We start from the raw sequence: 25,541 nt of genomic DNA on the forward strand, positions 1-25,541 counted from the left end.
GGAAAAGCGAGCGGATGCCGGGGGTCCCGGCATCCGCTCGCGGTCAGGCGTCTGCGCTCAGGCGCCGGTCGTCACGGTCTCCGGGGCACTCGCGAACTCGGGCTCGACGGTGCGCCGGGAAGCGAACAACGCGGACACGAGGGTGATGACCGACATGATCGCGAGGATCACACCCGGGTGCCACCACACGAAGCCCGTCGCCACACCGAGCTCGAACGTGAGGTAGGGCACGAAACCGCTGATCGTCGCCGCCAGGGCGTACGCGAACGACAGCGCCGAGTACCGGAATCGATCGGGGAAGAGGTCGTTCATGAGACCCCCGAGCGCGGCCCAGGCCATCGTCGGCAGGATGCCGCCGACCAGCATCGTCGCGATGAGGATCGGGAAGGTCGCGAACTGGAGCAGGAAGTACATCGGGAACGTGATGAGGAGTGTGCCCAGGGCGCCCCACACCACGACGTTGGCGGATCCCACGCGGCTCGCCCACACGCCGAACAGCGGGATGGTGACCAGCTGCAGCAGGCCGCCGATCGTGGTCGCGATGAGGAGGTCCTGGAAGCTGAAGCCCAGCTGCTCCACGCCGTAGTTGACCGTGTACGTGTTCATCAGCGAGTACGACCCGATGCCGAGCAGGGCGGCGCCGATGGCGATGGCCATGGCACCGGGGCGCTTCGCGAACATCGTGAGGAAGGGGACGCGGTCGCGGCGTCCCTCGGCGACAACGCGCTCGAACACCGGCGTCTCGGTGATCGACCACCGCAGGTACAGCGACACCAGCAGCAGCGGGATCGCGAGCAGGAACGGGATGCGCCAGCCCCACTCGGCGATCTGGTCCGCCGGGAGGACCGCGGTCAGCACGATGAACACCGTGGCGGACAGGATCGAGCCCACGGGGGATCCGAGCTGGGGGACCGCGGCGTAGAAGGCGCGCTTGAGCGGACCCGAGTTCTCGGTGGCGATGAGGATCGAGCCGCCCCACTCGCCGCCGAGCGAGAGACCCTGCGCGATGCGGAGGAGGATCAGCAGGATCGCACCGAGCCACCCCGCCTGTGCATAGGTGGGGAGGACGCCGATCAGGCCGGTCGCGACGCCCATGATGGCGACGGTCCACAAGAGGGTCGCACGGCGCCCGAGCCGGTCGCCCATGTAGCCGAAGATCACCGCGCCGATCGGGCGCACGACGAACGCGAGGGCGATGGTGAGGAACGCCGCGCTGGTCGCACCGAACTCGCCCAGCGGGTCGAAGAACAGAGGGCCGACGAAGAACGCCGAGAAGTAGGCGAACAGGTAGAAGTCGAAGGACTCGAGGGAGGTGCCCACCATCGACGCCCATGCGACGCGTCGCGTCGGGGCGGTCTCGAGGGCGAGTGCGGGTTCGGGTGCTGCTGCGGTCACGGGCGTCAATCTTGGCACGAGTCCAGAAACCCCGGCAGCGGTCGTCGCATTCCCTCTTGCACAGCCACGGTAGACTCGTCGGACCAGCGCGGATCCGGCCATCACCGGGGAGCTCTCGGAAGAACAGGACCCCACGCACGTGGCGCCCCCATTAGAACCGAGCGGGTCAGGCCCGTCACAGCCGCTGTGAGAGAGGGCGTCTCGGTCCCTGAGCCTGTCGAAGGGCCCGAGCGCCAATGCAGGGTGGTACCGCGGTACGTCTGGTCAGGGATCCAGCAGTGTCGTCCCCGCAGGAAGCACACGAGCGAGCACCTGCGAGAGAAGATGACCTACCCCCGCCCCTCCGCCTTCGGGCCCGCGGCCGACGCCGCGCCGGCCACTGTCGTTCCGAGCCCCCGCTTCCCCGAGATCGAGCAGGAGATGCTCGCGTTCTGGGAGGCCGACCGCACCTTCCGCGCGTCCATCGACCAGCGCGACGCCGCCGAGGAGTGGGTCTTCTACGACGGCCCGCCCTTCGCCAACGGGCTGCCGCACTACGGCCACCTCCTGACCGGGTACGCGAAGGACGTCTTCCCGCGCTTCCAGACGATGCGGGGCAAGAAGGTCGATCGCGTCTTCGGCTGGGACACCCATGGCCTCCCGGCCGAGCTCGAGGCGATGAAGCAGCTCGGGATCACCGAGAAGAGCGAGATCGAGGCGATGGGAATCGCCACGTTCAACGCGAAGTCGCGGGAGTCGGTCCTGGCGTACACGCGGGAGTGGGAGGACTACGTCACCCGCCAGGCGCGCTGGGTCGACTTCGAGCGCGGATACAAGACGCTCGACCTCACGTACATGGAATCCGTGCTGTGGGCGTTCAAGACGATCTACGACAAGGGCCTCGCCTACGAGGGGCACCGCGTGCTGCCGTACTGCTGGCGCGACGAGACCCCGCTGTCGGCCCACGAGCTGCGCATGGACGACGACGTCTACAAGATGCGCCAGGACCCGTCGGTGACGATCACGTTCCCGCTCACGGGCGTGAAGGCCGAGGCGCTCGGGCTGACCGGCGTGCGCGCTCTCGCGTGGACGACGACCCCGTGGACCCTGCCCACGAACCTCGCCCTCGCCGTGGGCCCCGACATCCGCTACGCCGTCGTTCCCGGCGGTCCCCTCGGCGCGGCGGACGTGCCGGCGGGCGACGACCCCGAGGGCGCGACCGCACACCGATACCTCCTCGCGGAGGATCTGCTCGCGGGCTACGCGAAGGACCTCGGGTACGACTCCGCCGAGGCCGCACGCGACGCCGTCGAGCAGACGGTGCGGGGCGCCGATCTCGAGAACGTCACGTACGACCGCCTTTTCGACTACTACGCGGATGCCTCGATCTGGGGCACGAAGCACGCCTGGCGCATCCTCGTCGACGACTACGTCACCACCGGCGACGGCACCGGCATCGTCCACCAGGCCCCGGCCTTCGGTGAGGATGACCAGCGGATCACCGAGGCCGCCGGCATCCCGCTCATCATGAGCCTCGACGACGGCGGACGATTCCTCCCGCAGGTGACGGATGTCGCCGGCGAGCTGTGGATGGACGCCAACCGTCCGCTCATCCGCCTGCTCCGGCAGGAGGGGCGCCTGCTGCGCGACGCGAGCTACGAGCACTCGTACCCGCACTGCTGGCGCTGCCGGAACCCCCTGATCTACCGCGCAGTGTCGAGCTGGTTCGTGCGCGTCACCGACATCAAGGACCGCATGCTCGCGGGCAACGAGCAGATCACCTGGGTGCCGGAGAACGTCAAGCACGGCCAGTTCGGCAAGTGGCTCGACGGTGCGCGGGACTGGTCGATCAGCCGTAACCGGTACTGGGGCTCGCCGATCCCGGTGTGGAAGAGCGATGACCCTGAGCACCCGCGCGTCGACGTCTACGGGTCGCTGGAGGAACTCGAACGGGACTTCGGGCGCCTCCCGACGAATGCCGACGGCGAGGTCGACCTGCACCGCCCGTACATCGACGACCTGACGCGCCCGAACCCGGACGACCCGACCGGCAAGAGCACCATGCGCCGCATCGAGGATGTGTTCGACGTCTGGTTCGACTCGGGTTCGATGCCCTACGCGCAGGTGCACTACCCGTTCGAGAACCAGCACTGGTTCGACGAGCACTCGCCGGCCGACTTCATCGTCGAATACATCGGGCAGACGCGCGGCTGGTTCTACGTGATGCACGTGCTCTCGACGGCCCTGTTCGACCGCCCGGCGTTCACCGGGGTGTCGTGTCACGGCATCGTGCTGGGCAGCGACGGGCTCAAGATGTCGAAGTCGCTGCGCAACTACCCCGACGTCAGCGAGGTGTTCGACCGCGACGGCTCCGACGCGATGCGCTGGTTCCTGATGTCGAGCTCCGTGCTGCGCGGCGGCAACCTCATCGTGACCGAGGAGGGCATCCGGGCAGGCGTGCGCGAGTTCCTGCTGCCGCTGTGGAACGCGTGGTACTTCTTCGCGACGTACGCCAACGCCGCCGGCGGCGCCGGCGGCGAGGGCTACCAGGCGTCGTGGCGCACCGATTCGACGAATGTGCTCGACCGCTACATCCTGGCGCTGACGGGCGACCTGGTGCGCGATGTCGCCGCCGACCTCGAGGTGCTCGATTCGACGCTGGCTGCGGCGAAGGTCCGTGACTTCGCGGAGGCGCTCACCAACTGGTACATCCGCCGCTCGCGGGACCGGTTCTGGGTCGGCGTCTCCGACGATCCGTCGAGCCGCGAAGCGTTCGACACGCTCTACACGGTCCTCGAGACGCTCACACGCGTCGCGGCACCGCTCATCCCGCTCGTCTCCGAGAAGATCTGGCAGGGCCTCACCGGCGGGCGCAGCGTCCATCTGCAGGACTGGCCCGACGCCGGCGCCTTCCCCGCGGCGGACGACATCCGCACCGCCATGGACGCCGTCCGCGAGGCATCCAGCGTGGCCAACGCGCTGCGCAAGAAGGAGGGCCGTCGGGTGCGCCTGCCGCTTCCCACCCTGACGGTGGCGGTTCCGGATGCCGCGTCCCTCGCGCAGTTCGACGGCATTCTGCGCGATGAGCTCAACGTGAAGTCGGTCGAGCTCATCGAGCTCGGTGACGACGTCTCGGAGCGCTACGGCATCAGCAAGCGACTCAGCGTGAACGCGCGCGCCGCGGGTCCACGCCTGGGCAAGCAGGTCCAGCACGTGATCTCGGGTGCGAAGGCGGGCGTGTGGGAGGAGCGCGACGGTGTCGTGGTCGTCGACGGCATCGCCCTGGAGCCGGGGGAGTACGACCTCACCCTCGAGGCGGGTGGCGTCGCCGACGGCACGGCCATCGCGCTTCTGGCGGGCGACGGCTTCGTGCTGCTCGACACGACGACGACGCCCGAGCTCGAGGCGGAGGGCCTGGCCCGCGACGTGATCCGCGCCGTCCAGGACACCCGCAAGGCGGCAGGCTTCGACGTGAGCGATCGCATCCGTCTCGGTCTCGTGTTCGACGACGACGCCGACGGCGAGGCCGTCGCGACGGCGTTCGACGTCGCAGATGTGGCAGGCGAGACGCTCGCGCTCGCGCACACCGTGCGGACGCGCACGGCAGAGCTCGCAGCATCCGGTGATTCCGCGGCACCCATCGAGTTCGAGGCCGTGGTCGACGCCGGAACCTACGCCAACCGCGGCGCGTTCACCGTCTCGGTCGGCCGGACGGAGGCCACGGCATGAGTGATCGCGACCGTAAGCGCGCCGACGCCGTCTACGAGGCGCTCCTGCAGCGCCAGGGGGAGCGGTGGGTGCAGCCGCGCGTGGAGCGCACTCGCCGGGTGCTCGAGCTGCTCGACGACCCGCAGAAGACGTACCGCGTCGTGCACGTCACCGGCACCAACGGCAAGACGTCGACCAGCCGCATGATCGAGACCCTCGTGCGCGCGCACGGCCTGCGCACGGGCCTGTTCACCAGTCCTCACCTCGAGCGGTTCACCGAGCGGATCATGGTCGACGGTGAGCCGATCGACGACGCGGCGGTCGCCGACGCGTGGGACGAGATCCTGCCGTTCGTCGACCTGGTCGATGCCGAGCTCGCCGCGAGCGGCGACGCGGCCCTCACGTTCTTCGAGCTGCTCACGGTCCTCGCCTTCGTCGCCTTCGCCGACGCGCCGATCGACGTCCTCGTGCTCGAGGTGGGCATGGGCGGGTCGTGGGACTCCACCAACACCGCCGACGGCGACGTCGCGGTGTTCGCGCCCATCGATCTCGACCACGCGGACCGGCTCGGCGACACCATCGCCGAGATCGCTGCCGTCAAGGCAGGAATCATCAAGGACGGCGCCGCAGTCGTGTCGGCACGGCAGGATGCCGCCGCCGAGGCGGTGCTGCGCGAAGCCGCGGCCGCACACGGCGCCTCGATCGCCTTCGAGGGCTCCGAGTTCGCACTCGCGCAGCAGCGACTCGCCGTCGGCGGGCAGCAGATCAGCGTGCGCGGCCTCGCCGGCACCTACGAGGACGAGTACCTGCCGCTGTACGGCGCCCACCAGGGCTTCAACGCGGCGCTCGCGATCGCGGCCGTCGAGTCGCTCGTCGGCGGCGCGTCGCAGCCGATCGCCGGGGACGTGCTGGCGGAGGGCCTCGGCGGAGTGACCTCGCCCGGACGCCTCCAGCTCGTCGGCGCCGCCCCGACCGTGCTGGTCGACGCGGCACACAATCCGCACGGCGCCCGCGCCCTCGTCACGGCGCTGCGCGAGGCGTTCGACTTCGACGAATGGGGCGTGGTGCTCGGTGTGCTCTCCGACAAGGATGCTGCCGGAATCGTGTCCGAGATCGCACCCGTCGCCGCCCACGTGTTCGCCACCGCCCCCGACTCCGAGCGGGCGGAGGACGCGGATGCCATCGCCGACCTCGCGGAGGCGCACGATCTGCGCGTCTCCGTTCACCGTGACCTCGCCGATGCCGCAGCGGCGGCACGCGCGTGGGCTGCGGCATCCGACCGACGTGCTGTCGTGATCGCCGGATCAGTGGTGCTCGCGGGAGAGGCCCTCGCCCTCGCGGCGGAAGAGGACTGGAAGTCCGGGTGGAGCGAGTGACCGGCGAGAAGCAGCCGAAACCCCGTCGCCCGCGCGGTGCGGCCGAGTCGCTGGCCACGATCGTGCTCGGCTTCGAGTCGATCGTCGTCTTCCTCGGCGGCCTGGTCGTCTACGGTCTGAAGGCGCTTCCCGCGTCGATCGAACCGTGGTGGGGCATCGTCGCCGGCGCCGGACTGGCAGTGCTGATGATCCTCACGACGCGGGTCGTGCGCTACCGCTGGGGCATCGTGCTCGGCTGGGCGCTGCAGGCGGTCGTCCTGCTCGGTGCCTTCCTCGTGCCGGCGCTCGCGATCGTCGCGCTCATTTTCGGCGGCATGTACGGGTATGCGACGATCAAGGGGGCCGCTCTCGACCGGCGCAACGCGCGCCTTGCGGCGGATCCTCCTCCCCACGCCTGATCAGCAACGAAAGGTCCCGCATGCCCATCGAAGAGACCCTCGTCCTCGTCAAGCCCGACGGCGTCGCTCGCGGCCTCACCGGCGCGATCCTCGCCCGCATCGAGGCGAAGGGGTACGCCCTCGTCGACATCCGCCTCGTCGAGCCCGACCGCGAGACGCTGGAGCGCCACTATGCCGAGCACGAGGGCAAGCCGTTCTACGAGCCGCTGCTCGAGTTCATGATGTCGGGGCCGTCGGTCGCGATCCGCCTCGCCGGCAACCGCGTGATCGAGGGCTTCCGCTCGCTCGCGGGCACGACCGACCCCACGACGGCCGCGCCCGGCACGGTCCGCGGGGACTTCGGCCGCGATTGGGGCCTGAAGGTGCAGCAGAACCTGGTGCACGGCTCCGACAGCCCGGAGTCCGCCGCGCGCGAGCTCGAGATCTGGTTCGGCTGATCGCACGTCGGCTGACCCCCGGGCGCGACTCCGGGGTCAGCCGAACAGCGTCTGCCAGATGTTGACGACGGCGTTCATCTCGAGCTGCGCCAGCAGCAGGATGATCGCGTAGCTCACGATCGCCGCCAGCGGTACCCACACCATGAGCCGGTCGGCGACATCGCGGACCCGGTCGGATGCCGCAACGATGCCGGCGCGGAGCATGTGCAGCGTCACCGCGTAGAACGTGGGGATGGTGACCGACCAGGTCACCATGCACCACGGGCACAGCGTGTGCAGGTTGGGCGCGTAGATGCTCTGGCCGATGAGCCAGATCACGAAGCCGAACGCGAACGCGATGCCGGCCCAGAAGCACCACCAGAACCACCGAGCGAACCGGGCCCGCGCGAGGATCGCCATGCCGACGACGATCGGTGCGACCCAGCCGGTGAGCCCGAGGACCGGGTTCGGGAACCCGAACGCGCTGCCCTGCCACGACTCGAGGTTCGCGCTGCACTGCACGAGCACGCTCAGGTCGCAGGACGCGATCGCGTCGGGATTCGCGAGCTTCTCGAACTTCTCCACCGTCAGCGAGAACGCCGCCCACCACCCGATCACACCCGCGATCACGAGCCATATGGCGAGACCGGTCGGACGGGTGTGGGTCTGCTGCTCGGGCATGCCTCGGATTATGACATCGAGTTCTGCGCGGATGCCGCACCCTCGCGCCGTGGCAAATCGCCGATCCGCGGCGTGGGGAAGGCGCGGTTGCCGGGCGAATGGGCATTCTGGCGGGGGAAGTGCGATAATGGGGGCGATGACCCACGGCCGCGCCGTGACGATCATCACCAGAAGACTTCAGGGCGACGAATGCCCTTGGCAGCGCGAGCATCCGCCTAGCGCCGGACGACCGCTGCAGACCGAGTGAGTTCGCGGCACCGCCCCGTCCAGAGGGCATGGGCGGCGCTGCACGAGATTTCGCCGGGCGACGCGCGGTGTCGCCCCGCAAGGAGTACGCCAGTGATGGCTGATGGAACCGATGCAGAATTCACCCCTCAGACCGAACCGGACGCGCCGCTGACGACAGCGGCAGACGCGGACTCGCCGGTAGAGGAGCCCCAGGAGACCGTCGAGGTCTCCGAGCAGGCTGAGGTGAGCCCGGCCGAGGCGACCGGAGCGGTGTCCGAGTCGGCGGCGGAGGCCGAACCCGCGGCAGACGCGGAGACCGCGCCCGAGCCCGTGGCTGACGCCGCGACTCAGGATGAGCCCACGGCTGAGGCACCGGCCGAGGTCGATGCTGAAACCGCGCCGGAGCCCGAGGCACCGGCCCAGGCTGAAGCGCCTGCCGAGCCGGAGCCCGAGGCACCGGCCCAGGCTGAAGCACCTGCCGAGCCGGAGCCCGAGGCGCAAGCCGAGCCTGAGGCGCAAGCCGAGCCCGAGGCGGTGACCGCGGTGACCCTGGGGCTGCTCCCCGAGGTGTTCGTGTCGGCCGTGTCGACGCAGCTCATGTTCTACGCGCCGGAGATCACGCCGCTTCCGGCGCGTCCTGGCCGCCAGCAGCCCGAGCCGGAGCCCGAGACCGGGGCATCGTCGAGCACCTCGCGCCGCCGCAGCCGCCGTCGCGGCGAGGGCCGGGACGAGGCCTCCGCGCCTTCCGAGCCGTCGCAGCCGCGTCAGCGCGCTGTCGAGCTCATCACCGAGCCGCAGCGCATCAAGGGCTCGACGCGTCTCGAAGCCAAGAAGCAGCGCCGCCGCGACGGCCGCGAGGCGGGCCGCCGCCGTGCGGTCGTGACCGAGGCGGAGTTCCTCGCCCGCCGTGAGGCCGTCGACCGCGACATGATCGTGCGCTCGCGCAACGGGCGCATCCAGATCGCCGTGCTGGAGGACAACGTGCTCGTGGAGCACTACGTCGCCCGCAACCAGGACGCGTCGCTCATCGGCAACGTGTACCTGGGCCGCGTCCAGAACGTCCTGCCGAGCATGGAGGCCGCGTTCGTCGACATCGGACGCGGTCGCAACGCGGTGCTGTACTCCGGCGAGGTCGACTGGGACGCCGTCGAGACCGGCAACCAGCCGCGCCGGATCGAGCTCGCGCTCAAGACCGGCGACCGTGTGCTCGTCCAGGTCACGAAGGATCCGGTCGGGCACAAGGGCGCCCGCCTCACGAGTCAGATCTCGCTCCCCGGCCGGTACCTCGTGTACGTGCCGGGCGGCAACATGAACGGCATCTCGCGCAAGCTCCCCGACACCGAGCGGGCGCGCCTCAAGAAGATCCTCAAGGAGGTGCTGCCCGAGTCGTCCGGCGTCATCGTGCGCACCGCGGCCGAAGGCGCCACCGAGGATCAGCTGACGCGCGATGTGCAGCGCCTCACGAACCAGTGGGAGCACATCTCGAAGCAGATCGAGACGATCCAGGCGCCGGCGCTGCTGCACTCGGAGCCCGACCTCCTCGTCAAGATCGTCCGCGACGTCTTCAACGAGGACTTCTCGAAGATGCTCATCCAGGGCGACGACGCGCACCACACGATCTCGAAGTACCTCGAGTCCGTGGCGCCCGACCTCCTGGAGCGCGTGGAGCGCTACGAGGGGGAGCACGACCCGTTCGACGTCTTCCGCGTGACCGAGCAGATCGAGAAGGCCCTCGACCGCAAGGTGTGGCTGCCTTCCGGCGGCTCGCTGGTCATCGACCGCACCGAGGCGATGACCGTCGTCGACGTCAACACGGGCAAGTTCGTCGGCTCGGGCGGAAATCTCGAAGAGACGGTCACCAAGAACAACCTCGAAGCCGCGGAGGAGATCGTCCGCCAGCTGCGCCTGCGTGACATCGGCGGGATCATCGTCGTCGACTTCATCGACATGGTGCTCGAGTCCAACCGCGATCTCGTGCTGCGGCGTCTCGTCGAGTGCCTGAGCCGCGACCGGACGAAGCACCAGGTCGCCGAGGTCACCTCGCTCGGACTCGTGCAGATGACGCGCAAGAAGCTCGGCCTCGGCCTCCTCGAGACGTTCAGCGAGGCGTGCGAGGTCTGCGCGGGGCGCGGCCTGATCGTGCACCACGACCCGGTCGTGAAGCACCGCGTGCCCGCAGCGAGCGGTGCGCCGTCGTCCGGCCGTCGCCCGCGTGGCGGCGCACCGGCTCCCGCGACCAGCGGCGGCTCGAACGGCACCCACGTGATCACCGAGGGCGTGAAGTCGGCGCTCGCACAGATCGCGGCATCCACGATCCATCACAGCGAGGAGGCCTCGCCCGTCGAGGCGGCCCCCGTCGTCGAGCAGGCCCCGGCCGAGCGCCCGAAGAAGCCGCGCAAGAAGCGTCAGGATTCCGGCGCGAAGAAGGAGAACCGCACCGAGAAGGATCTCCTCCTCGACTCGGTGCTCAACGCCCTTCCGGAGCCCAAGGCTCCGGGCCAGGGTCGCGCGCGCCGCCGCGTGACGACCGCGGCCCTCACGGGCACCCCGGTGCCCCACACGCCGTCGGAGGACTGAGCATGTCGCGCCGTCCCGGCCCAGGCCGGGACGGCGCCCCTCGGGATCGAAGTGCACGAGTGGATGCCGCACGACGAGCTCTTCCCTGAGGCCTCGCTCGTGGTCGGTCATGGCGGACACGGCACCACTCTCGCCGCGTTGGCCCACGGCATCCCGGTGCGCACGCTCCCTCTCGAGCCGACCTCCGCCCAGCCGCGCATCGGGCGCGCGGTGGCCCGCGCGGGTGTCGGAGCGACGATGTCGCGGCGGACGGAACCCGCCGCGATCCGTCGCGCGATCCGGCGGACGCTGGCCGATGATCGCACCGGCGGACGGGCCCAGCGGCTCGGCGTCGCGATCCGTGCCTTCGACGGCCCCCGGCGCGCGGCCGACGTGCTCGAACTGTCCGCGGTCGCGCCGCGGTGAGTCAGCGGCGGTCGCGCCCCCGCACGCGAAGTCCGGACGCGATGAGGCGTCGCACGAGCTCGTGCCCGCTCACGTGCTGGGCGCCGGCCGCGACCAGACGCGCGTGCGCCTCTTCGGGCACGTCATAGTGATCGAGGTCGAATCCACGCGCGGGGATGCCGTTCGCCGCAGCGAACGCGTGGAGCTCCGCGAGGTCCGTGTCGGTCACCAGATGCGCCCACAGCCGGCCGTGCGCCGGCCACAGAGGATCGTCGATCAGGATCGCCACGTGCAGATCCTACGCACCGCACGCCGCGACACGGCGGCGGCGTGCTTTCGCGGACTGTTCCGCCATCTGATAAAGTAGACCCTTGGTGCGTCGAGATATCCGCACCAAGTCTTCGTTGACGTCCCCGAGTGCGTGCGCGCGCTCCCAGAAGAAACAGGTGTGAAGTGGTTTACGCAGTTGTGCGCGCCGGCGGCCGGCAGGAGAAGGTCGAGGTCGGCACGATCGTCGTTCTCGACCGTCAGGCCGCGAAGATCGGCGACAAGATCGAGCTCCCCGCGGTGCTCTTCGTCGACGGTGACACCGTCACGACCGACGCCGACAAGCTCGCGAAGGTCACCGTGACCGCCGAGGTGCTCGGTGAGGAGCGCGGCCCGAAGATCGTGATCCAGAAGTTCAAGAACAAGACCGGCTACAAGAAGCGCCAGGGGCACCGTCAGGACCTCACGCGCGTCAAGGTCACCGGCATCAAGTAAGCCACAGGAGACGCAGAGATGGCACACAAAAAGGGCGCAAGCTCCACCCGCAACGGTCGTGACTCCAACGCTCAGCGCCTCGGCGTGAAGCGTTTCGGCGGCCAGGCCGTCAACGCCGGCGAGATCCTCGTCCGCCAGCGTGGCACGCACTTCCACCCCGGCGCCAACGTCGGCCGCGGTGGCGACGACACGCTGTTCGCGCTTGCTGCGGGCTCGGTCGAGTTCGGCCAGAAGGGCGGCCGCAAGGTCGTCAACATCGTGGCGGTCGCTGAGTAATCCAGCGAGTCGCACGGTTTACCGGAAGGGGCGGGCTTCGGCTCGCCCTTTCCCTTTATCCCTTCCCGGACACCGGGGAGCACCAGACCTCAGGGGGGACCGCATGGTCACGTTCGTCGATCGGGTGACGCTGCATCTGCGCGCCGGCAAGGGCGGCAACGGCTGCGTGTCGGTCAAGCGCGAGAAGTTCAAGCCGCTCGCCGGCCCCGATGGCGGCAACGGCGGCCACGGCGGTGACGTCGTGCTCGTCGCCGACCCGCAGGTCACGACGCTGCTGTCGTACCACCACTCGCCGCACCGCTCCAGCGGCAACGGCGGCTTCGGCATGGGCGACCACCGATCGGGTGCCGCGGGCGAGCCGCTCGAGCTGGCCGTCCCTGTCGGCACCGTCGTGAAGGACCCCTCGGGCGAGGTGATCGTCGACATGATCGAGCCGGGCATGCGCTTCGTCGCCGCCCCCGGCGGTCTCGGCGGTCTGGGCAACGCCGCCCTCGCCAACCCCAAGCGAAAGGCGCCGGGCTTCGCGCTGCTCGGCACGCCCGGCTGGGAGGGCGATGTCCTCCTCGAGCTCAAGACCGTCGCCGACGTCGCGCTCGTCGGCTTCCCGTCCGCGGGCAAGTCGAGTCTCATCGCCGCGATCTCAGCCGCACGGCCCAAGATCGCCGAGTACCCGTTCACCACGCTTCACCCCAACCTCGGGGTCGTTCAGGCGGGGGAGCAGCGCTTCACCGTCGCCGACGTGCCCGGTCTCATCGAGGGCGCGAGCGAGGGCAAGGGACTCGGTCTCGAGTTCCTCCGCCATGTCGAGCGCTGCACGGCGCTCGTCCACGTCCTCGACTGCGCGACGCTCGAGCCTGGCCGCGACCCGCTCAGCGACCTCGATGTCATTCTCGCCGAGCTCGCCGCCTACCCCGTTCCCGACGGGCAGCTGCCGCTGCTCGAGCGCCCGCAGCTGGTGGCGCTCAACAAGGTCGACGTCCCCGAGGCGAAGGACCTCGCGGACCTGGTCCGCCCCGACCTGGAGGCGCGCGGCTTCCGCGTGTTCGAGATCTCGACCGTGAGCCACGAAGGACTGCGTCAGCTCACCTTCGCGCTGGGCGACATCGTCGCGAAGCACCGCGCCGAGCAGGCGGCGGCTCCCGCGCCCGAGCGCATCGTCATCCGGCCGAAGGGTTCGCAGAAGGACTTCTCGGTCCGCGTCGAAGGCGGCACCTACGGCAACATCTACCGCATCCTCGGCGACAAGCCGCTCAAGTGGGTGCAGCAGACCGACTTCCAGAACGAGGAGGCGGTCGGCTACCTCGGCGACCGCCTCGAGAAGCTCGGTGTCGAGGACGAGCTGTTCCGCGCAGGCGCAACCCCGGGTGCGACCGTGGTGATCGGCGAGGGCGACGGCATCGTGTTCGACTGGGAGCCCTCGATCTCGTCGAACGCCGAGCTCATGACGGCACCGCGCGGCACCGACCCGCGACTGCTGCGCGACAACCGCCGCACGACGTCGGAGCGCCGCGAGCGGTACCACGACATGATGGATGCGAAGGCGGAGGCGCGCGCGGAGCTCGAGGCCGAGCGGATCGCCCAGCGCTACCGCGACCAGGAGGACGAGGAGTGAGCGCGCGGGAGCGCAGCGACCTCCCGCTCGCCCGCCGCGTCGTCGTCAAAGTCGGGTCCTCCTCCATCAGCGGCGACAACGCCCACAAGATCAAGCCGATCGTCGACGCCCTGGCGGCCGCCCACGGCCGCGGCACGGAGGTCGTGCTCGTCTCGTCCGGCGCCATCGCGACAGGGATGCCCTACCTGCTCCTCGATGAGCGTCCGAGCGACCTCGCCACCCAGCAGGCGGCGGCCGCGGTGGGCCAGAACGTGCTCATCTACCGCTACCAGGAGTCGCTGCGGCCGTTCCGCATCGTCGCCGGGCAGGTGCTCCTCACCGCGGGCGACCTCGAGAACGCGACGCACCGCTCCAACGCGCGCCGCGCCATGGAGCGGCTCCTGGGCCTGCGCATCCTCCCGATCGTCAACGAGAACGACACCGTCGCGACACACGAGATCCGCTTCGGCGACAACGACCGACTGGCCGCGCTGGTCGCGCAGCTGATCGGCGCTGACGCGCTGGTGCTCCTGAGCGACATCGAGTGCCTGTACACGCGTCCGCCGGACGAGCCAGGCGCTCGGCCGATCCCGCACGTCTCGTACGGCGACGACCTGCACGGCTTCGAGTTCGGCTCCGTCGTCGTCAACAGCGTCGGCACCGGGGGAGCGGCGACCAAGGTGTCCGCCGCGCGTCTGGCTGCGGCATCCGGGATCGGCGTCCTCGTCACGAGCGCGGACCTCGTCGGCGAAGCGCTGTCGGGCGACGAGATCGGCACGTGGTTCCAGCCGAATCCCGAGCCCACCGCGCCCGCCGCGACCGGTCCGGTGCGGACGGCGCTCGATAGACTGGGCGGATGACCACCACCGCCACGACGGCACGCGAACGGATGCTGCTCGCCAAGGATGCCGCGCGCAGCATCGGCCTCCTCGGTGACGAAGCGAAGCGCGATGCGCTCCTCGCGATCGCCGACGCGATCGAGGCCTCGGCGCCGGATATCGTGGCGGCCAACCAGGACGACCTCCGCCGAGGGACGGAGAGCGGACTGTCGACGGCTCTGCAGGACCGTCTGCGTCTCGACGAGCCGCGCGTCGCCTCCCTCGCTGCGGCGGTGCGCGAGATCGCCGCGCTGCCCGACCCGGTCGGCCGGATCCTCGACGAGCGCGCCCTGGCGAACGGCGTCTCGCTCACCAAGGTCGCGGTGCCGTTCGGGGTGGTGGGCTCGATCTACGAGGCCCGGCCCAACGTCACGGTCGACATCGCGGCCCTCGCCCTGCGCTCCGGCAACGCGGTCGTGCTCCGAGGCGGCACCGCGGCGGAGCACACGAACGCCGCGCTCGTGCGCGCGATGCGCGGCGCACTGGCAGACCGCGGGATCGACCCCGAGGCCATCCAGACGGTGGACGAGTTCGGCCGTGAGGGAGCCCGTGAGCTGATGCACGCCCGCGGCATCGTCGATGTGCTCGTGCCGCGCGGCAGTGCGCAGCTGATCGAGACGGTCGTGACCGAGTCCTCGGTCCCGGTCATCGAGACCGGCGCAGGAGTCGTGCACATCGTCCTCGACGAGACGGCGCCCCTCGACTGGGCGCGCGACATCGTGGTGAACGCCAAGACCCAGCGGCCGAGCGTGTGCAACTCTGTCGAGACCGTCCTCGTGCATCGGGGCGCCGCGGACCGCCTCGTCGGCCCCGTCGTCGAGGCCCTGCAGCAGAGCGGCGTCACCGTCCACGGCGACGAGACCGTCGAGCGTCTGGCTTCGGGCGTCGCACCCGCGACCGACGAGGACTGGGCGACCGAATACCTCAGCCTCGATCTGGCGATGCGCGTCGTGGACGACCTCGACGACGCGCTCGCGCACATCCGCCGCTACTCGACCCACCACACGGAGTCGATCGTGACGCAGGATGCCGCCAACGAGGCGCGCTTCCTCGCCGAGGTCGACTCGGCGGTGGTGATGGCCAACACCTCGACCCGGTTCACCGACGGCGGCGAGTTCGGCTTCGGTGCCGAGGTCGGCATCTCGACTCAGAAGCTGCACGCGCGCGGACCGATGGGCCTCGCCGAACTCACGAGCTCGAAGTGGCTCGCGCGGGGTGCCGGGCAGGTCCGCGCATAACGGAATAGACTTGTCCAGTCCCGCGCCCCAGAGGCGAACCCGAACGGAGCCCGAATGACACTCGCCACGATCCTCGCCTTTGCCGCTGAAGAGTCGGAGCACCACGGCAACGTCGCCCTCGAGACCGTCGGGTACGGCATCACCGCGATCGTTGTCTTCGCCGCGCTGGCGATCGTGACGCTGTCGTACCGCAACGTGGCGAACCGCCACGCGCACAAGGCCGAGGCGTACGCCAAGGCCCACGCGAACGACGTGCAGCGAGCGGGGCACGGCCACTGAGGCTGCTGTATGTCCTTGGCGACAGCCCCGAGGATCGGGGTCATGGGCGGCACGTTCGACCCCATCCATCATGGGCACCTGGTCGCCGCCAGTGAGGTGGCGCAGTGGTTCGACCTCGACGAGGTCGTCTTCGTACCGACGGGCGAGCCCTGGCAGAAGGCCGACGTCTCGCCGAGCGAGCATCGCTATCTCATGACCGTCATCGCCACGGCATCCAATCCCCGATTCACGGTCAGCCGCGTCGACATCGACCGTGACGGCCCCACCTACACCATAGACACGCTCCGCGATCTGAAGGCCCAGCGCCCGGACGCGGAGCTGTTCTTCATCACCGGGGCCGATGCCATAGCGCAAATTCTCAGTTGGAGGGACCATGATGAGTTGTGGGACCTCGCCCACTTCGTCGCGGTGTCCAGGCCTGGACACGTACTGAACACGGATGGCCTGCCCAGCGACGACGTCAGCCAGCTCGAGATCCCCGCCCTCGCGATCTCATCGACGGACTGCCGTGATCGAGTTCAGCGAGGGCACCCGGTGTGGTACCTCGTACCCGACGGGGTCGTCCAATACATTGCGAAGCACCATCTCTACCGGAGCAAGGAATGAGTACACCCGAGCACCCGGCGACGCCAGCCCTCACACGTAAGCAGATCCGCGAACTGCGCAACACGGGGTCCACCCCCGTGATCACGCCGACCCCGAGCGACGACGAGGCCATCGAGACCCCGGCCGCGCCCGTCGTGGCGCCCCCTGTCGACGCCGCGCTGTCGACCCCGCCTCCCACGCCCATCGCCGCCGCACCGTTCCCGCGCCCATCCGAGCCTGCCGCCGTGGCGCCCGCGCCCGTTCCCGACTCCGCCGTGGACCTCGGCGTGTCTCCGCTCACCCGCCGCCAGGCGCGTCAGCAGGAGCGCATCCGCACCGCGTCGGTGCCCGTGATCACGCCGGAGGTGGTCGCCGCCCACGCCGCCGCCACCGGCGGCACCGCCCCGACGTTCGCGTTCCCCGTCGCCCCTCCACCCGTGGCGCCGTTCGACGAGCACACGCCGTCGCTCTTCGCCCCCGCCCCTGACGAGTCCCCGGTATCGACCGACAGCGGCGTGCATGCACTGTTCGGCATCCCGCGCGAGGCGGAGCCCGCTCCGGCGCCGGCCCCCGCGCCGAGCTGGCAGCAGGCCGCGCCCGTCGCCCCGGTCCCGGTTCCCGCCTTCGCGGAGCAGACCCCGGAGCCCGAGATCGAGGACCGCTCACTCGACAGCGTGTTCGGCGCCTCCGCCGACGACGAGGCCGAAGCGACGCCTGCACCGCCGAAGGCCGTCAGCCCGCTCCTCGGTGCCAGCCTTCTCGACGCCGGACCCGACGCCGGCCAGCCCGCCGCCGTCGAGTTCCCGCCGTCGTTCGACCAGCTGCTCACGCGCACGACCGGCGCCATCGCGATCCCCAACGCGCTGATCGTGTCGCAGGCGCCCGAGATCGCGCCGCTCGTGGCGCCCGTCACCGCGACCGGCGAGGTGATCGTCACCGGCACGTTCAACCTGCCGGAGGGCCTCGGGTCCACCGGCCACGCCAAGGGCACCGCCGACGGCAAGGAGATCGACGCCACGCTGGTCGACGGCGAGCTCCCGTCGCACTCCTCGCCGACGCCGATCGCCGCAAGCTCCGCGGTGAGCACGGTGAAGGCGCCCGGCGACGTCATCAAGCCCCCGGTGCCCGAGAAGGGCGGCAAGCTCATGATGTCGCTCGCGATCACCGCGGGCGTGCTGGCCCTCGCCCTCGTCGGCGTTCTGATCCTCGCCTTCGTGACAGGAGTGTTCTGATGGTGGCGAGCGCGCAGTCGCACGACATGCTCCAGATCGCCGCGGCCGCGGCGGACGCGAAGGGCGGCGAGGATCTCGTCGCTCTCGACGTGTCCGAGCCCCTACCGCTCGTCGACATCTTCCTGCTCGTCACCGGGCGCAGCGAGCGCAACGTGGCGGCGATCGCCGACGAGATCGAGGACAAGCTGCTCGAAGCCGGCCACAAGCGGCTGCGTCGTGAGGGGCGTGAGGAGTCGAGGTGGATCCTCATCGACTTCGGCGACCTGGTGGTGCACGTGTTCCACGAGCAGGAGCGCGTCTACTACGGCCTCGAGCGGCTGTGGAAGGACTGCCCCGTGGTACCCATCACCCTTCCCGCTCGGGCGACCGCCGAAGAGTGATGCTGGTACGGAGCACCCTTCGGAGTGTTGTAAGCTAGACGAGTTGCCCCGCGAGAGCGGGGACAGCGTCCGGGCCTGTGGCGCAGCTGGTAGCGCACCTGCATGGCATGCAGGGGGTCAGGGGTTCGAGTCCCCTCAGGTCCACCGAGAAGGCCGCCCGATCAGGGCGGCCTTTCGCTTTGACCGGGCGTCGCGGCACGCGGCGTCACCCGTGTATGCGCGGGTCCTGGGTCGGATCGGCGTAGGGCGTCGGGCAACCGCGATCGATCGCTTCGAGGCGCAGCTCGAAATGCCAGGATTCGTTCCCGTACGTCTGGCAGAGCCCGTAGCCGGCGCCATGCGCTGTCAGCCAGTCCACGGCGTCGTACGAACCGACATCGACCGCGTCGCCCGCCACATGGGCCGAGGTTGCGGACGACGCCACCCAGCGCGCAGCCTCCTCCGCCGAACCGTACTGAGACACGGCCTCCTGCAGCAGCCGATCCTGGTACTCCGCCGAACGCCAGCCGCTGTTGACACGGACTGCGACGTCGTCGTGGGCTGCATCGCGCGACGCGCGCTGCAGCGCCTCTCGCAGATCGTGCGACAGACCCGCGATGCCCGGGTACCCCTCGTCGAACGCCGTCGCGCCGGAGGGGAGGAGCCCGTCGTCCAGGGTGACCGCGCCGTCGGGGGCAGGCGGCGGGTCTGCCTGCGATGCGCCATCGACGGCGCCGCCGGTCGGCACAGTGGCCGACGCCGATCGATACACGGCGACACCGACGATCGCGAGGGCGGCGATGAGCAGGGACACGAGCACACGGCCGAGCACACGGGGGGTTCTCGCCGGGGCCGTCGTTGTGGGGATCATGCTCCCAGCCAACGCGCGCGCGTGTTGCGAGGGCGTATGGGTTTTCGGATACGCGGACGATATGCACCGGCTCGTACCATCGAGGGCATGCGCGTGCTGGTGGTCGAGGACGAGCCCTTGATGGCGGAGGCGATCCGCGACGGGCTGCGCCTCGAAGCGATCGCGGCCGACATCGCGGGCGATGGCGACACTGCGCTCGAGCTGCTGAGCATCAACGGCTACGACATCGCCGTACTCGATCGCGACATTCCCGGCCCGTCGGGCGACGACGTGGCGGCGCACATCGTGCGATCCGGCAGCGGCATCCCGATCCTGATGCTCACGGCGGCGGATCGGATCGACGACAAGGCGACCGGATTCGAGCTGGGCGCCGACGACTACCTCACCAAGCCTTTCGACCTGCAGGAGCTCGTGCTGCGGTTGCGGGCGCTGGATCGTCGCCGCGGTCACAGCCGGCCGCCGGTGCGGGAGCTGGCGGGGCTCCGGCTGGATCCGTTCCGCCGCGAGGTCTACCGCGACGACCGGTACATCGCCGTGACGCGGAAGCAGTTCGCCGTGCTGGAGGTGCTGATGAGCGCCGAAGGCGGCGTCGTGAGCGCCGAGGAGCTGCTCGAGCGTGCGTGGGACGAGAACGCCGACCCCTTCACGAATGCGGTGCGCATCACCGTCTCGGCCTTGCGCAAGCGGCTGGGTGAGCCCTGGGTCATCGCCACCGTGCCCGGAGTGGGCTACCGCATCGACCCTGACGAGGGCGAGCGGCATGAGTAGGGCTCCCGGCATGAGCGTGCGGCTCAAGCTCACCCTCAGCTACGCCGGATTCCTGATGGTGGCCGGGGCGCTGCTGCTCGCGGTGGTGTGGGTCTTCCTCCTGAGATACGTTCCGAACGGGCAGATCACCGGACCCGGGCCTTTCGTCCCGAATCGCGATGACCTCATCCGCGCCTTCACGCCGGCGGCGTCGTGGGCGCTCGTCTTCCTCCTCGTGTTCGGACTGCTCGGCGGCTGGATCCTCGCCGGCCGGATGCTGGGTCCGCTGGCGCGGATCACGGAGGCGACGCGCCTCGCCGCGGGCGGTTCGCTGTCGCATCGGATCGCGCTCCCCGGTCGCCAGGACGAGTTCCGCGAGCTCGCCGACAGCTTCGATGCGATGCTGTCGCGCCTCGAGGCGCACGTCGCCGAACAGCGGCGGTTCGCCGCGAACGCCTCGCATGAGCTGCGCACGCCGCTCGCGATCACCCGGACCCTGCTCGACGTCGCCCGCACCGACCCCGATCCGGACGTCGACGCGCTCATCGCGCGACTCCGCGCGGTGAACACGCGCGCGATCGATCTCACCGAGGCGCTGCTGGTGCTCAGCCGGGCCGAGCAGGGCTCATTCGCCCGTGGACCGGTCGATCTGTCACTCGTCGCCGAGGAGGCCGTGGAGACGCTGCTGCCGCTCGCCGAGGCCCGTGGCGTGACCGTCCGCGCGAGCGGCGTCGCCGCCTGGACCACCGGCTCTGACGCGCTGCTGCTGCAGCTGGTGTCGAATCTGCTGCACAACGCCATCGTCCACAACCTCCCCGAGCACGGCACGGTGGACGTCCTCACTTCCGAGCGCGGCGACGCGGTGGAGATCGTCGTCGAGAACACCGGCGAGATGCTCAGTCCGGCGCGCGCCGCCGTCTTGGTCGAACCGTTCCAGCGCGGGAGCGAGCGCGTGCGCACCGGCGACCACGCCGGAGTCGGGCTGGGGCTCGCGATCGTCCGGAGCATCGCGGAGGCCCACGGCGGGACGCTCGCGCTCACGCCACGACCGGAAGGAGGCTTGCGCGTCACGGTGCAGCTCCGTGCGCAGCATCCGTAGTCCGCCCATTGCGCGGGTGCCGCACGTCGACAAGGGTGGAACGCATGAGCGCTGTGACCCCGTTCCTCTGGTTCGACGATGCCGCCGAGGAGGCCGTCACGTTCTACACCGCACTGATCCCGGACTCCGAACTCGTCACGATCGACCGTTACCCGGACGAGGTGCCGGGCATGGGCGGCAAGGTCATGCACGTGCACTTCCGGCTCGGCGGCCGCGACTACCTCGGCATGGACGCCGGCCCGCAGTTCCCCTTCACCGAGGCCGTCTCGCTGTACGTCGCGTGCCGCGACCAGACCGAGGTCGACCGCTATTGGGACGCCCTGACCGCAGAGGGCGGCCAGGAGCAGCCCTGCGGCTGGCTCAAGGACCGCTGGGGTCTGTCGTGGCAGATCATCCCCGACCGGCTGGTCGAACTGATCCGCCACCCCGACCCCGACATCGCCCACCGCGCGGTGCAGGCGATGCTCCGCATGCGCCGCATCGATCTCGCGGCCCTCGAGGCGGCAGTGGCGGACGGATGAGGCGCGACGCCCGGTGGGCGGCGGTCGGATGCCTCCTGCTGGCGCTGACCGCGTCAGCCGGGTGCACCGCCCCGCAGCCGACGCCGGCGCCCTCGTCGCAGGCGCCGACGATCGGCCCGAGCACGGCTCCGGCAGCCCAGACATGGTGGCGCGCCGGTTCGGTCACCGGAACCCTTGCGTCGGATCTGGTGGCGCCCTGGTCGGTCGTGCCCCTCGACGGCGGGGGCGCGCTGATCTCCGAACGCGGGGACGGCACGGTGCTCGAACTCACCACGGACGGGAAGGTCCGCACGATCGGCGTCATCCCCGGTGTGGTGTCGGGCGGCGAATCCGGCCTCCACGGCCTTGCGCTGCTCCAGACCGACGACTCCCGGATGCTCTACGCCTACTTCGGCGCGGCAGACGACAACCGGGTGGCACGGATGCCGCTGCTCGGCGAACCGGGATCCTTCGGGCTGGGCGAGCCGGAGGTCATCCTCGACGGCATCGCGCGGGCGAGCACCCACGACGGCGGACGCCTCGCGTTCGGGCCCGACGGCTGCCTCTATGTCACGACTGGGGATGCGCAGCGGCGCGACGCCGCCCAGGACCGCGACGACCTCGGCGGCAAGATCCTCCGCGTCACCGCCGAGGGCGACCCCGCTCCCGGGAACCCGTGGAATACGCGCGTCTGGTCCATGGGACATCGCAACGTCCAGGGGATCGCGTGGACGGCGGACGGCACGATGTGGGCCAGCGAGTTCGGTCAGAACACATGGGACGAGCTCAATCGCATCGAACCGGGGGCGAACTACGGCTGGCCGATCGTCGAGGGCATCTCCGGCCGGGAGGGCTTCACCGATCCCGTGGCGCAATGGCCGACGAGCGATGCCAGTCCCAGCGGGATCGCCGCCCGCGGCGACACGGTCTTCATGGCGGGACTCCGCGGCGAGCGGCTCTGGCAGATCGACACCGCCTCCGGCGTGATGCGCGGCGAACCCGTCGCCGCGTTCGTGGGCGAGTACGGGCGGCTGCGCGACGTGGTCGCGCCGACCGACGGGTCGCTGTGGCTCTTGACCAACAACACCGATGGGCGGGGCGCGCCGCGACCGGGCGACGATCTGCTCCTGCGGGTGGAGCTCGTCGAGGCGCCGTGACCCGTGCGTCCGCGCGCACCCCGGCACGCTACGGTGAGAGCGTGACCTCGCAGCCCCGCTGTCCGCACTGTCGCCACTTCGTCTATCTGGACACCCTGCAGTGTCCGAACTGCGAAGCCGAGATCGGCTACCACATCCCGACGCGCGAGTTCTTCGGGCTCCGTCACGGCCAGGCCGTCATCGACGGCGAGACCTGGTACACCTGCTCGAACCGCGAATGGGCGTGCAACTGGCTGGTGTGGGAGAACGCGCCCGCCGGCCGCTGCTTCTCCTGCCGGCTCACCCGCCGCCGCCCCGCGGCGGACGACACCGTCGCGCTCGAGAAGCTCGCCAAGACCGAGGAGGCGAAGCGCCGGCTCCTCCTGCAGCTCGCCGATCTCGGCCTGCCCATCGTCGGCTGGGACGTCGAGAAGGGCGGGCTCGGCTTCGACCTGATCTCCAGCCTCTCCGACGGCAAGCCGGTCACCATCGGGCACGCCAACGGCATCATCACGATCGACCTCGCCGAGAGCCTCGACGACCGGCGCGAGGCTCTTCGCGTGCGGCTCGGCGAGCCATACCGCACGATCCTCGGCCATCTGCGGCACGAAGTCGGTCATTACTACCAGAGGGTCCTCCTCACCGACGACGAACTCTGGGCCCGGTGCCGCGAGCTCTTCGGCGACGAGCGCACGAGCTACCGCGACGCCTTGAAGCGCCACTACTCCTTCGGGGCCCCGTCCGACTGGCACGAGGCGTTCATCTCCGAGTACGCGACGATGCACCCCTGGGAGGACTTCGCCGAGACGTTCGCGCATTACCTCCACATCACCGGCACGCTGCAGACCGCCGCGGTCATCGGCATCCATCTCGATGCGTCCGTGACGAACCTCCGCGACACCGATGTCGTGCCGCTCGACTCGTACGAGAACGAGCCGATCCAGAGGCTGCTCACCGATTGGGAGTGGCTGTCGCAGGCGTTCAACCGCATCAACCGATCGATGGGCTTCGGCGACCTGTATCCGTTCACGATCGTGACGCCGGTGCGGCACAAGCTCGCCTTCGTCCACGACATCGTGACGCGCGCGCCGCTCAGCCCGGGGGAGCAGTACACGCTCGCGATGGCGGGTGCCGGGGCGGGGGAGACGGAGACGTCATGACCTCGTTCGCGCGGGGGCAGCGGGTGATCGGTGCGGCGACGCACTACGTCGAGAACCAGCCGCCCTGGCGTGTGGACGTCGACGAATACGCGCTCAACGCGCCACTCGGCGCGGCGATGCGCGGATTCGGGGCGGAGTGGGCCGAGGACGACCTCCGCGCGGCCGGCGTGCTCGTCGGGTCGGGACCGTTCCAGCGCGACGCGCATCTCGCGAACGTGCACACCCCGCTCGCCCACGCCCACGACCGGTGGGGCTTCCGCCTCGACGAGGTCGAGTACGACCCGTCGTACCACCGCGTGATCGCCGAGGCGGTCGCCCGCGGCGCACACACCTCGGCATGGGCCGATCCGCGGCCCGGGGCGCACGTCGCCCGCGCGGCGATGTTCATGCTGTTCGCGCAGGTCGAGCCGGGTCACGCGTGCCCGGTGTCGATGACGCACGCCGCGGTCGCCTCGATCGAGGGGTCGCCGTGGGTCGCCGACGAGTGGCTCCCGCGTCTGTACTCGCGCGAGTACGACCCGCGGCTCATCGTCGACGGCGGCAAGGCGAGCGCCCTCATCGGGATGGCGATGACCGAGAAGCAGGGCGGCTCCGACGTCCGCGCCGGCACCACCGTGGGTGAGTCGATGGGCGGACACGCCTACCAGCTCACGGGGCACAAGTGGTTCTGCTCCGCCCCGATGTCGGACGGCTTCCTGGTGCTCGCCCACACGCGCAGCGGGGGCGTCGACGAAGGCCTGACGTGCGTCTTCGTGCCCCGCATCCTGCCGCACGGGATGCGCAACGTGTTCCGCATCCAGCGACTCAAAGACAAGCTCGGCAACCGCTCAAACGCGTCGGCGGAGGTCGAGTTCGACGGCACCATCGGGTTCTTGATCGGCGAGCCCGGCCGTGGTGTCCGGGCGATCATCGAGATGGTCCAGCGCACGCGTCTCGACTGCGTCCTGGGCACCGCGGCGGGCATGCGGCAGTCGGTCGCCGAGGCGGTCTGGCACGCGCGCGGACGCGAGGCCTTCGGCGCGCTCCTGGTCGATCAGCCCGCCATGACCGCCGTGCTCGCGGACCTCGCACTCGAGTACGAAGCCGCGATGCTCGCCGGCCTGCGCCTCGCGCAGCTCTTCGAGGCCGAGGCATCCGATCGCGATGTCGCGCTCCGCCGTCTCGCGACTCCGGTGTCGAAGTATTGGGTGTGCAAGCGCGGCCCCCACCATGCCTACGAAGCGCTCGAGTGCCTCGGCGGCAATGGCTACACCGAGACCTTCCCGCTCGCCCGCCGGTACCGTGAGCAGCCCGTCATGGCGATCTGGGAGGGATCGGGCAACGTCATCGCCCTCGACGTGCTGCGAGCGCTCACGCGCGACCGTGAGTCGGGTGAGGCCTTCGCCGACGAGCTCGCGACCACGGCGGGCTCCTCGGCGATCCTCGATCGGCACGTGGAGCGCACCCTCGCCCTGCTGCAGCGTCTTGCGGCCGAACCGGATGAGGCACCGTCACAGGCCCGCCGACTCAGTGAGGACCTCGCGCTCGCCTTCCAGGCGTCGCTCATGCTGCGCCACGCTCCGGGACAGGACGCCGACACGTTCATCGCCGCCCGGCTCGGCGAGGAGCGCGGCGCGCAGTACGGTGTGCTGCCTTCGGGGACGGATGCCGCGGCCATCGTCGCGCGCCACTGATCGCCGTCCGCGC

At 70.3% G+C, this 25,541-nt stretch carries 24 protein-coding genes, 1 tRNA gene and 1 pseudogene; 22 read left to right on the top strand and 4 right to left on the bottom strand.

Going from position 1 to position 25,541, the window contains the following annotated elements:
• Nucleotides 1–57: 57 nt before the first annotated feature.
• Nucleotides 58–1,395 carry an MFS transporter gene (locus J2Y46_RS13330; protein ID WP_310242884.1) on the bottom strand — a complete coding sequence of 446 codons (1,338 nt, stop codon included), beginning with the start codon at nucleotides 1,393–1,395 and terminating at the stop codon, nucleotides 58–60.
• A 324-nt stretch (nucleotides 1,396–1,719) separates the two neighbouring features.
• Here J2Y46_RS13330 and ileS point away from each other — a divergent pair, with 324 nt between their 5' ends.
• From ileS to ndk, 4 genes are read left to right on the top strand one after another with little or no spacing between them, the layout of a single operon-like run.
• Nucleotides 1,720–5,103, top strand: coding sequence for an isoleucine--tRNA ligase (gene ileS / locus J2Y46_RS13335; RefSeq protein ID WP_310242886.1), 3,384 nt, complete (start codon nucleotides 1,720–1,722; stop codon nucleotides 5,101–5,103).
• Nucleotides 5,100–6,458: a folylpolyglutamate synthase/dihydrofolate synthase family protein gene (locus J2Y46_RS13340; protein ID WP_310242888.1), complete on the top strand. Its 1,359-nt coding sequence runs from the start codon at nucleotides 5,100–5,102 to the stop codon at nucleotides 6,456–6,458. The genes ileS and J2Y46_RS13340 overlap by 4 nt, the downstream gene beginning before the upstream one ends.
• Nucleotides 6,446–6,856: a DUF4233 domain-containing protein gene (locus J2Y46_RS13345; RefSeq protein WP_045302749.1), complete on the top strand. Its 411-nt coding sequence runs from the start codon at nucleotides 6,446–6,448 to the stop codon at nucleotides 6,854–6,856. Before J2Y46_RS13340 ends, J2Y46_RS13345 begins: the two co-directional genes overlap by 13 nt.
• A 20-nt stretch (nucleotides 6,857–6,876) precedes the next feature.
• Complete coding sequence (gene ndk, locus J2Y46_RS13350) at nucleotides 6,877–7,293, top strand: nucleoside-diphosphate kinase (protein WP_045302747.1); 417 nt, start codon at nucleotides 6,877–6,879, stop codon at nucleotides 7,291–7,293.
• Nucleotides 7,294–7,329: 36 nt separating this feature from the next.
• On the opposite strand, the gene J2Y46_RS13355 is transcribed toward ndk, so the two are convergent.
• The gene (locus tag J2Y46_RS13355; RefSeq protein ID WP_045302745.1) at nucleotides 7,330–7,953 is read right to left on the bottom strand and encodes a vitamin K epoxide reductase family protein; all 624 of its coding nucleotides are present in this window, start codon (nucleotides 7,951–7,953) and stop codon (nucleotides 7,330–7,332) included.
• Between the two features lie 342 nt (nucleotides 7,954–8,295).
• On the opposite strand from J2Y46_RS13355, the gene J2Y46_RS13360 reads away from it, so the two are divergent.
• Both J2Y46_RS13360 and J2Y46_RS13365 read left to right on the top strand, forming a co-directional pair.
• The gene (locus J2Y46_RS13360; protein WP_310242892.1) at nucleotides 8,296–10,758 is read left to right on the top strand and encodes an Rne/Rng family ribonuclease; all 2,463 of its coding nucleotides are present in this window, start codon (nucleotides 8,296–8,298) and stop codon (nucleotides 10,756–10,758) included.
• A gap of 42 nt (nucleotides 10,759–10,800) precedes the next feature.
• Nucleotides 10,801–11,163 (top strand): annotated as a pseudogene (locus J2Y46_RS13365) (glycosyltransferase); the annotation flags it as partial.
• A 1-nt stretch (nucleotide 11,164) separates the two neighbouring features.
• On the opposite strand, the gene J2Y46_RS13370 reads toward J2Y46_RS13365, so the two are convergent.
• The gene (locus tag J2Y46_RS13370; RefSeq protein WP_045302741.1) at nucleotides 11,165–11,431 is read right to left on the bottom strand and encodes a DUF4031 domain-containing protein; all 267 of its coding nucleotides are present in this window, start codon (nucleotides 11,429–11,431) and stop codon (nucleotides 11,165–11,167) included.
• 164 nt (nucleotides 11,432–11,595) lie between these two features.
• Between J2Y46_RS13370 and rplU the strand changes: the two genes are divergently transcribed.
• The 10 genes from rplU to J2Y46_RS13420 all read left to right on the top strand — a co-directional run bounded on the left by rplU (nucleotide 11,596) and on the right by J2Y46_RS13420 (nucleotide 18,507).
• Nucleotides 11,596–11,904 (top strand): 50S ribosomal protein L21, encoded by a 309-nt coding sequence (gene rplU / locus J2Y46_RS13375; RefSeq protein ID WP_026059456.1) that lies wholly within the window; start codon nucleotides 11,596–11,598, stop codon nucleotides 11,902–11,904.
• An 18-nt stretch (nucleotides 11,905–11,922) separates the two neighbouring features.
• The gene (rpmA, locus tag J2Y46_RS13380; protein WP_045302739.1) at nucleotides 11,923–12,180 is read left to right on the top strand and encodes a 50S ribosomal protein L27; all 258 of its coding nucleotides are present in this window, start codon (nucleotides 11,923–11,925) and stop codon (nucleotides 12,178–12,180) included.
• Between the two features lie 103 nt (nucleotides 12,181–12,283).
• Complete coding sequence (gene obgE, locus J2Y46_RS13385) at nucleotides 12,284–13,792, top strand: GTPase ObgE (protein ID WP_045302738.1); 1,509 nt, start codon at nucleotides 12,284–12,286, stop codon at nucleotides 13,790–13,792.
• Nucleotides 13,789–14,631: a glutamate 5-kinase gene (gene proB, locus J2Y46_RS13390; RefSeq protein ID WP_045302737.1), complete on the top strand. Its 843-nt coding sequence runs from the start codon at nucleotides 13,789–13,791 to the stop codon at nucleotides 14,629–14,631. Before obgE ends, proB begins: the two co-directional genes overlap by 4 nt.
• On the top strand, nucleotides 14,628–15,887 hold the full coding sequence (locus tag J2Y46_RS13395) for a glutamate-5-semialdehyde dehydrogenase (RefSeq protein WP_310242903.1): 1,260 nt from the start codon (nucleotides 14,628–14,630) through the stop codon (nucleotides 15,885–15,887). Before proB ends, J2Y46_RS13395 begins: the two co-directional genes overlap by 4 nt.
• A gap of 54 nt (nucleotides 15,888–15,941) precedes the next feature.
• Nucleotides 15,942–16,166 (top strand): hypothetical protein, encoded by a 225-nt coding sequence (locus J2Y46_RS13400; protein ID WP_045302734.1) that lies wholly within the window; start codon nucleotides 15,942–15,944, stop codon nucleotides 16,164–16,166.
• Between the two features lie 9 nt (nucleotides 16,167–16,175).
• The gene (gene nadD, locus J2Y46_RS13405) at nucleotides 16,176–16,772 is read left to right on the top strand and encodes a nicotinate-nucleotide adenylyltransferase (protein ID WP_045302733.1); all 597 of its coding nucleotides are present in this window, start codon (nucleotides 16,176–16,178) and stop codon (nucleotides 16,770–16,772) included.
• On the top strand, nucleotides 16,769–17,983 hold the full coding sequence (locus tag J2Y46_RS13410) for a hypothetical protein (protein WP_310242907.1): 1,215 nt from the start codon (nucleotides 16,769–16,771) through the stop codon (nucleotides 17,981–17,983). The genes nadD and J2Y46_RS13410 overlap by 4 nt, the downstream gene beginning before the upstream one ends.
• Nucleotides 17,983–18,363, top strand: coding sequence for a ribosome silencing factor (gene rsfS, locus J2Y46_RS13415; RefSeq protein WP_045302730.1), 381 nt, complete (start codon nucleotides 17,983–17,985; stop codon nucleotides 18,361–18,363). The genes J2Y46_RS13410 and rsfS overlap by 1 nt, the downstream gene beginning before the upstream one ends.
• 71 nt (nucleotides 18,364–18,434) lie before the next feature.
• Nucleotides 18,435–18,507 (top strand) — tRNA-Ala (locus J2Y46_RS13420).
• 61 nt (nucleotides 18,508–18,568) lie between these two features.
• Here the strand turns inward: J2Y46_RS13420 and J2Y46_RS13425 are convergent.
• The gene (locus tag J2Y46_RS13425) at nucleotides 18,569–19,213 is read right to left on the bottom strand and encodes a M15 family metallopeptidase (protein ID WP_310242910.1); all 645 of its coding nucleotides are present in this window, start codon (nucleotides 19,211–19,213) and stop codon (nucleotides 18,569–18,571) included.
• Nucleotides 19,214–19,300: 87 nt separating this feature from the next.
• Between J2Y46_RS13425 and J2Y46_RS13430 the strand changes: the two genes are divergently transcribed.
• The 6 genes from J2Y46_RS13430 to J2Y46_RS13455 are packed head-to-tail and all read left to right on the top strand — an operon-like array spanning nucleotide 19,301 to nucleotide 25,528.
• Nucleotides 19,301–19,981 (top strand): response regulator transcription factor, encoded by a 681-nt coding sequence (locus tag J2Y46_RS13430; RefSeq protein WP_045302728.1) that lies wholly within the window; start codon nucleotides 19,301–19,303, stop codon nucleotides 19,979–19,981.
• On the top strand, nucleotides 19,974–21,059 hold the full coding sequence (locus tag J2Y46_RS13435; RefSeq protein WP_310242916.1) for a HAMP domain-containing sensor histidine kinase: 1,086 nt from the start codon (nucleotides 19,974–19,976) through the stop codon (nucleotides 21,057–21,059). Before J2Y46_RS13430 ends, J2Y46_RS13435 begins: the two co-directional genes overlap by 8 nt.
• 44 nt (nucleotides 21,060–21,103) lie before the next feature.
• Nucleotides 21,104–21,580, top strand: a complete 477-nt coding sequence (locus tag J2Y46_RS13440) for a VOC family protein (RefSeq protein WP_045302726.1) — start codon at nucleotides 21,104–21,106, stop codon at nucleotides 21,578–21,580.
• On the top strand, nucleotides 21,577–22,716 hold the full coding sequence (locus J2Y46_RS13445; protein WP_045302725.1) for a sorbosone dehydrogenase family protein: 1,140 nt from the start codon (nucleotides 21,577–21,579) through the stop codon (nucleotides 22,714–22,716). Before J2Y46_RS13440 ends, J2Y46_RS13445 begins: the two co-directional genes overlap by 4 nt.
• 41 nt (nucleotides 22,717–22,757) lie before the next feature.
• The gene (locus J2Y46_RS13450) at nucleotides 22,758–23,855 is read left to right on the top strand and encodes a putative zinc-binding metallopeptidase (protein WP_084695792.1); all 1,098 of its coding nucleotides are present in this window, start codon (nucleotides 22,758–22,760) and stop codon (nucleotides 23,853–23,855) included.
• Entirely contained in the window at nucleotides 23,852–25,528 is a 1,677-nt protein-coding gene (locus J2Y46_RS13455) for an acyl-CoA dehydrogenase family protein (protein WP_310242922.1), read from the top strand. Before J2Y46_RS13450 ends, J2Y46_RS13455 begins: the two co-directional genes overlap by 4 nt.
• Nucleotides 25,529–25,541: the final 13 nt, after the last annotated feature.

Origin of the sequence: Microbacterium sp. BE35, from assembly GCF_031457705.1 — a bacterium.
Classification (GTDB): Bacteria; Actinomycetota; Actinomycetes; order Actinomycetales; family Microbacteriaceae; genus Microbacterium; species Microbacterium trichothecenolyticum.

Excerpts from the sequence above, each read along its gene's own strand:
- ileS (WP_310242886.1), top strand. The coding sequence starts at position 1,720 with ATGACCTACCCCCGCCCCTCCGCCTTCGGGCCCGCGGCCGACGCCGCG.
- J2Y46_RS13340 (WP_310242888.1), top strand. The coding sequence starts at position 5,100 with ATGAGTGATCGCGACCGTAAGCGCGCCGACGCCGTCTACGAGGCGCTC.
- ndk (WP_045302747.1), top strand. The coding sequence starts at position 6,877 with ATGCCCATCGAAGAGACCCTCGTCCTCGTCAAGCCCGACGGCGTCGCT.
- J2Y46_RS13355 (WP_045302745.1), bottom strand. The coding sequence starts at position 7,953 with ATGCCCGAGCAGCAGACCCACACCCGTCCGACCGGTCTCGCCATATGG.
- J2Y46_RS13360 (WP_310242892.1), top strand. The coding sequence starts at position 8,296 with ATGGCTGATGGAACCGATGCAGAATTCACCCCTCAGACCGAACCGGAC.
- rpmA (WP_045302739.1), top strand. The coding sequence starts at position 11,923 with ATGGCACACAAAAAGGGCGCAAGCTCCACCCGCAACGGTCGTGACTCC.
- obgE (WP_045302738.1), top strand. The coding sequence starts at position 12,284 with ATGGTCACGTTCGTCGATCGGGTGACGCTGCATCTGCGCGCCGGCAAG.
- J2Y46_RS13395 (WP_310242903.1), top strand. The coding sequence starts at position 14,628 with ATGACCACCACCGCCACGACGGCACGCGAACGGATGCTGCTCGCCAAG.
- J2Y46_RS13400 (WP_045302734.1), top strand. The coding sequence starts at position 15,942 with ATGACACTCGCCACGATCCTCGCCTTTGCCGCTGAAGAGTCGGAGCAC.
- nadD (WP_045302733.1), top strand. The coding sequence starts at position 16,176 with ATGTCCTTGGCGACAGCCCCGAGGATCGGGGTCATGGGCGGCACGTTC.
- J2Y46_RS13410 (WP_310242907.1), top strand. The coding sequence starts at position 16,769 with ATGAGTACACCCGAGCACCCGGCGACGCCAGCCCTCACACGTAAGCAG.
- rsfS (WP_045302730.1), top strand. The coding sequence starts at position 17,983 with ATGGTGGCGAGCGCGCAGTCGCACGACATGCTCCAGATCGCCGCGGCC.
- J2Y46_RS13425 (WP_310242910.1), bottom strand. The coding sequence starts at position 19,213 with ATGATCCCCACAACGACGGCCCCGGCGAGAACCCCCCGTGTGCTCGGC.
- J2Y46_RS13430 (WP_045302728.1), top strand. The coding sequence starts at position 19,301 with ATGCGCGTGCTGGTGGTCGAGGACGAGCCCTTGATGGCGGAGGCGATC.
- J2Y46_RS13435 (WP_310242916.1), top strand. The coding sequence starts at position 19,974 with ATGAGTAGGGCTCCCGGCATGAGCGTGCGGCTCAAGCTCACCCTCAGC.
- J2Y46_RS13440 (WP_045302726.1), top strand. The coding sequence starts at position 21,104 with ATGAGCGCTGTGACCCCGTTCCTCTGGTTCGACGATGCCGCCGAGGAG.
- J2Y46_RS13445 (WP_045302725.1), top strand. The coding sequence starts at position 21,577 with ATGAGGCGCGACGCCCGGTGGGCGGCGGTCGGATGCCTCCTGCTGGCG.
- J2Y46_RS13455 (WP_310242922.1), top strand. The coding sequence starts at position 23,852 with ATGACCTCGTTCGCGCGGGGGCAGCGGGTGATCGGTGCGGCGACGCAC.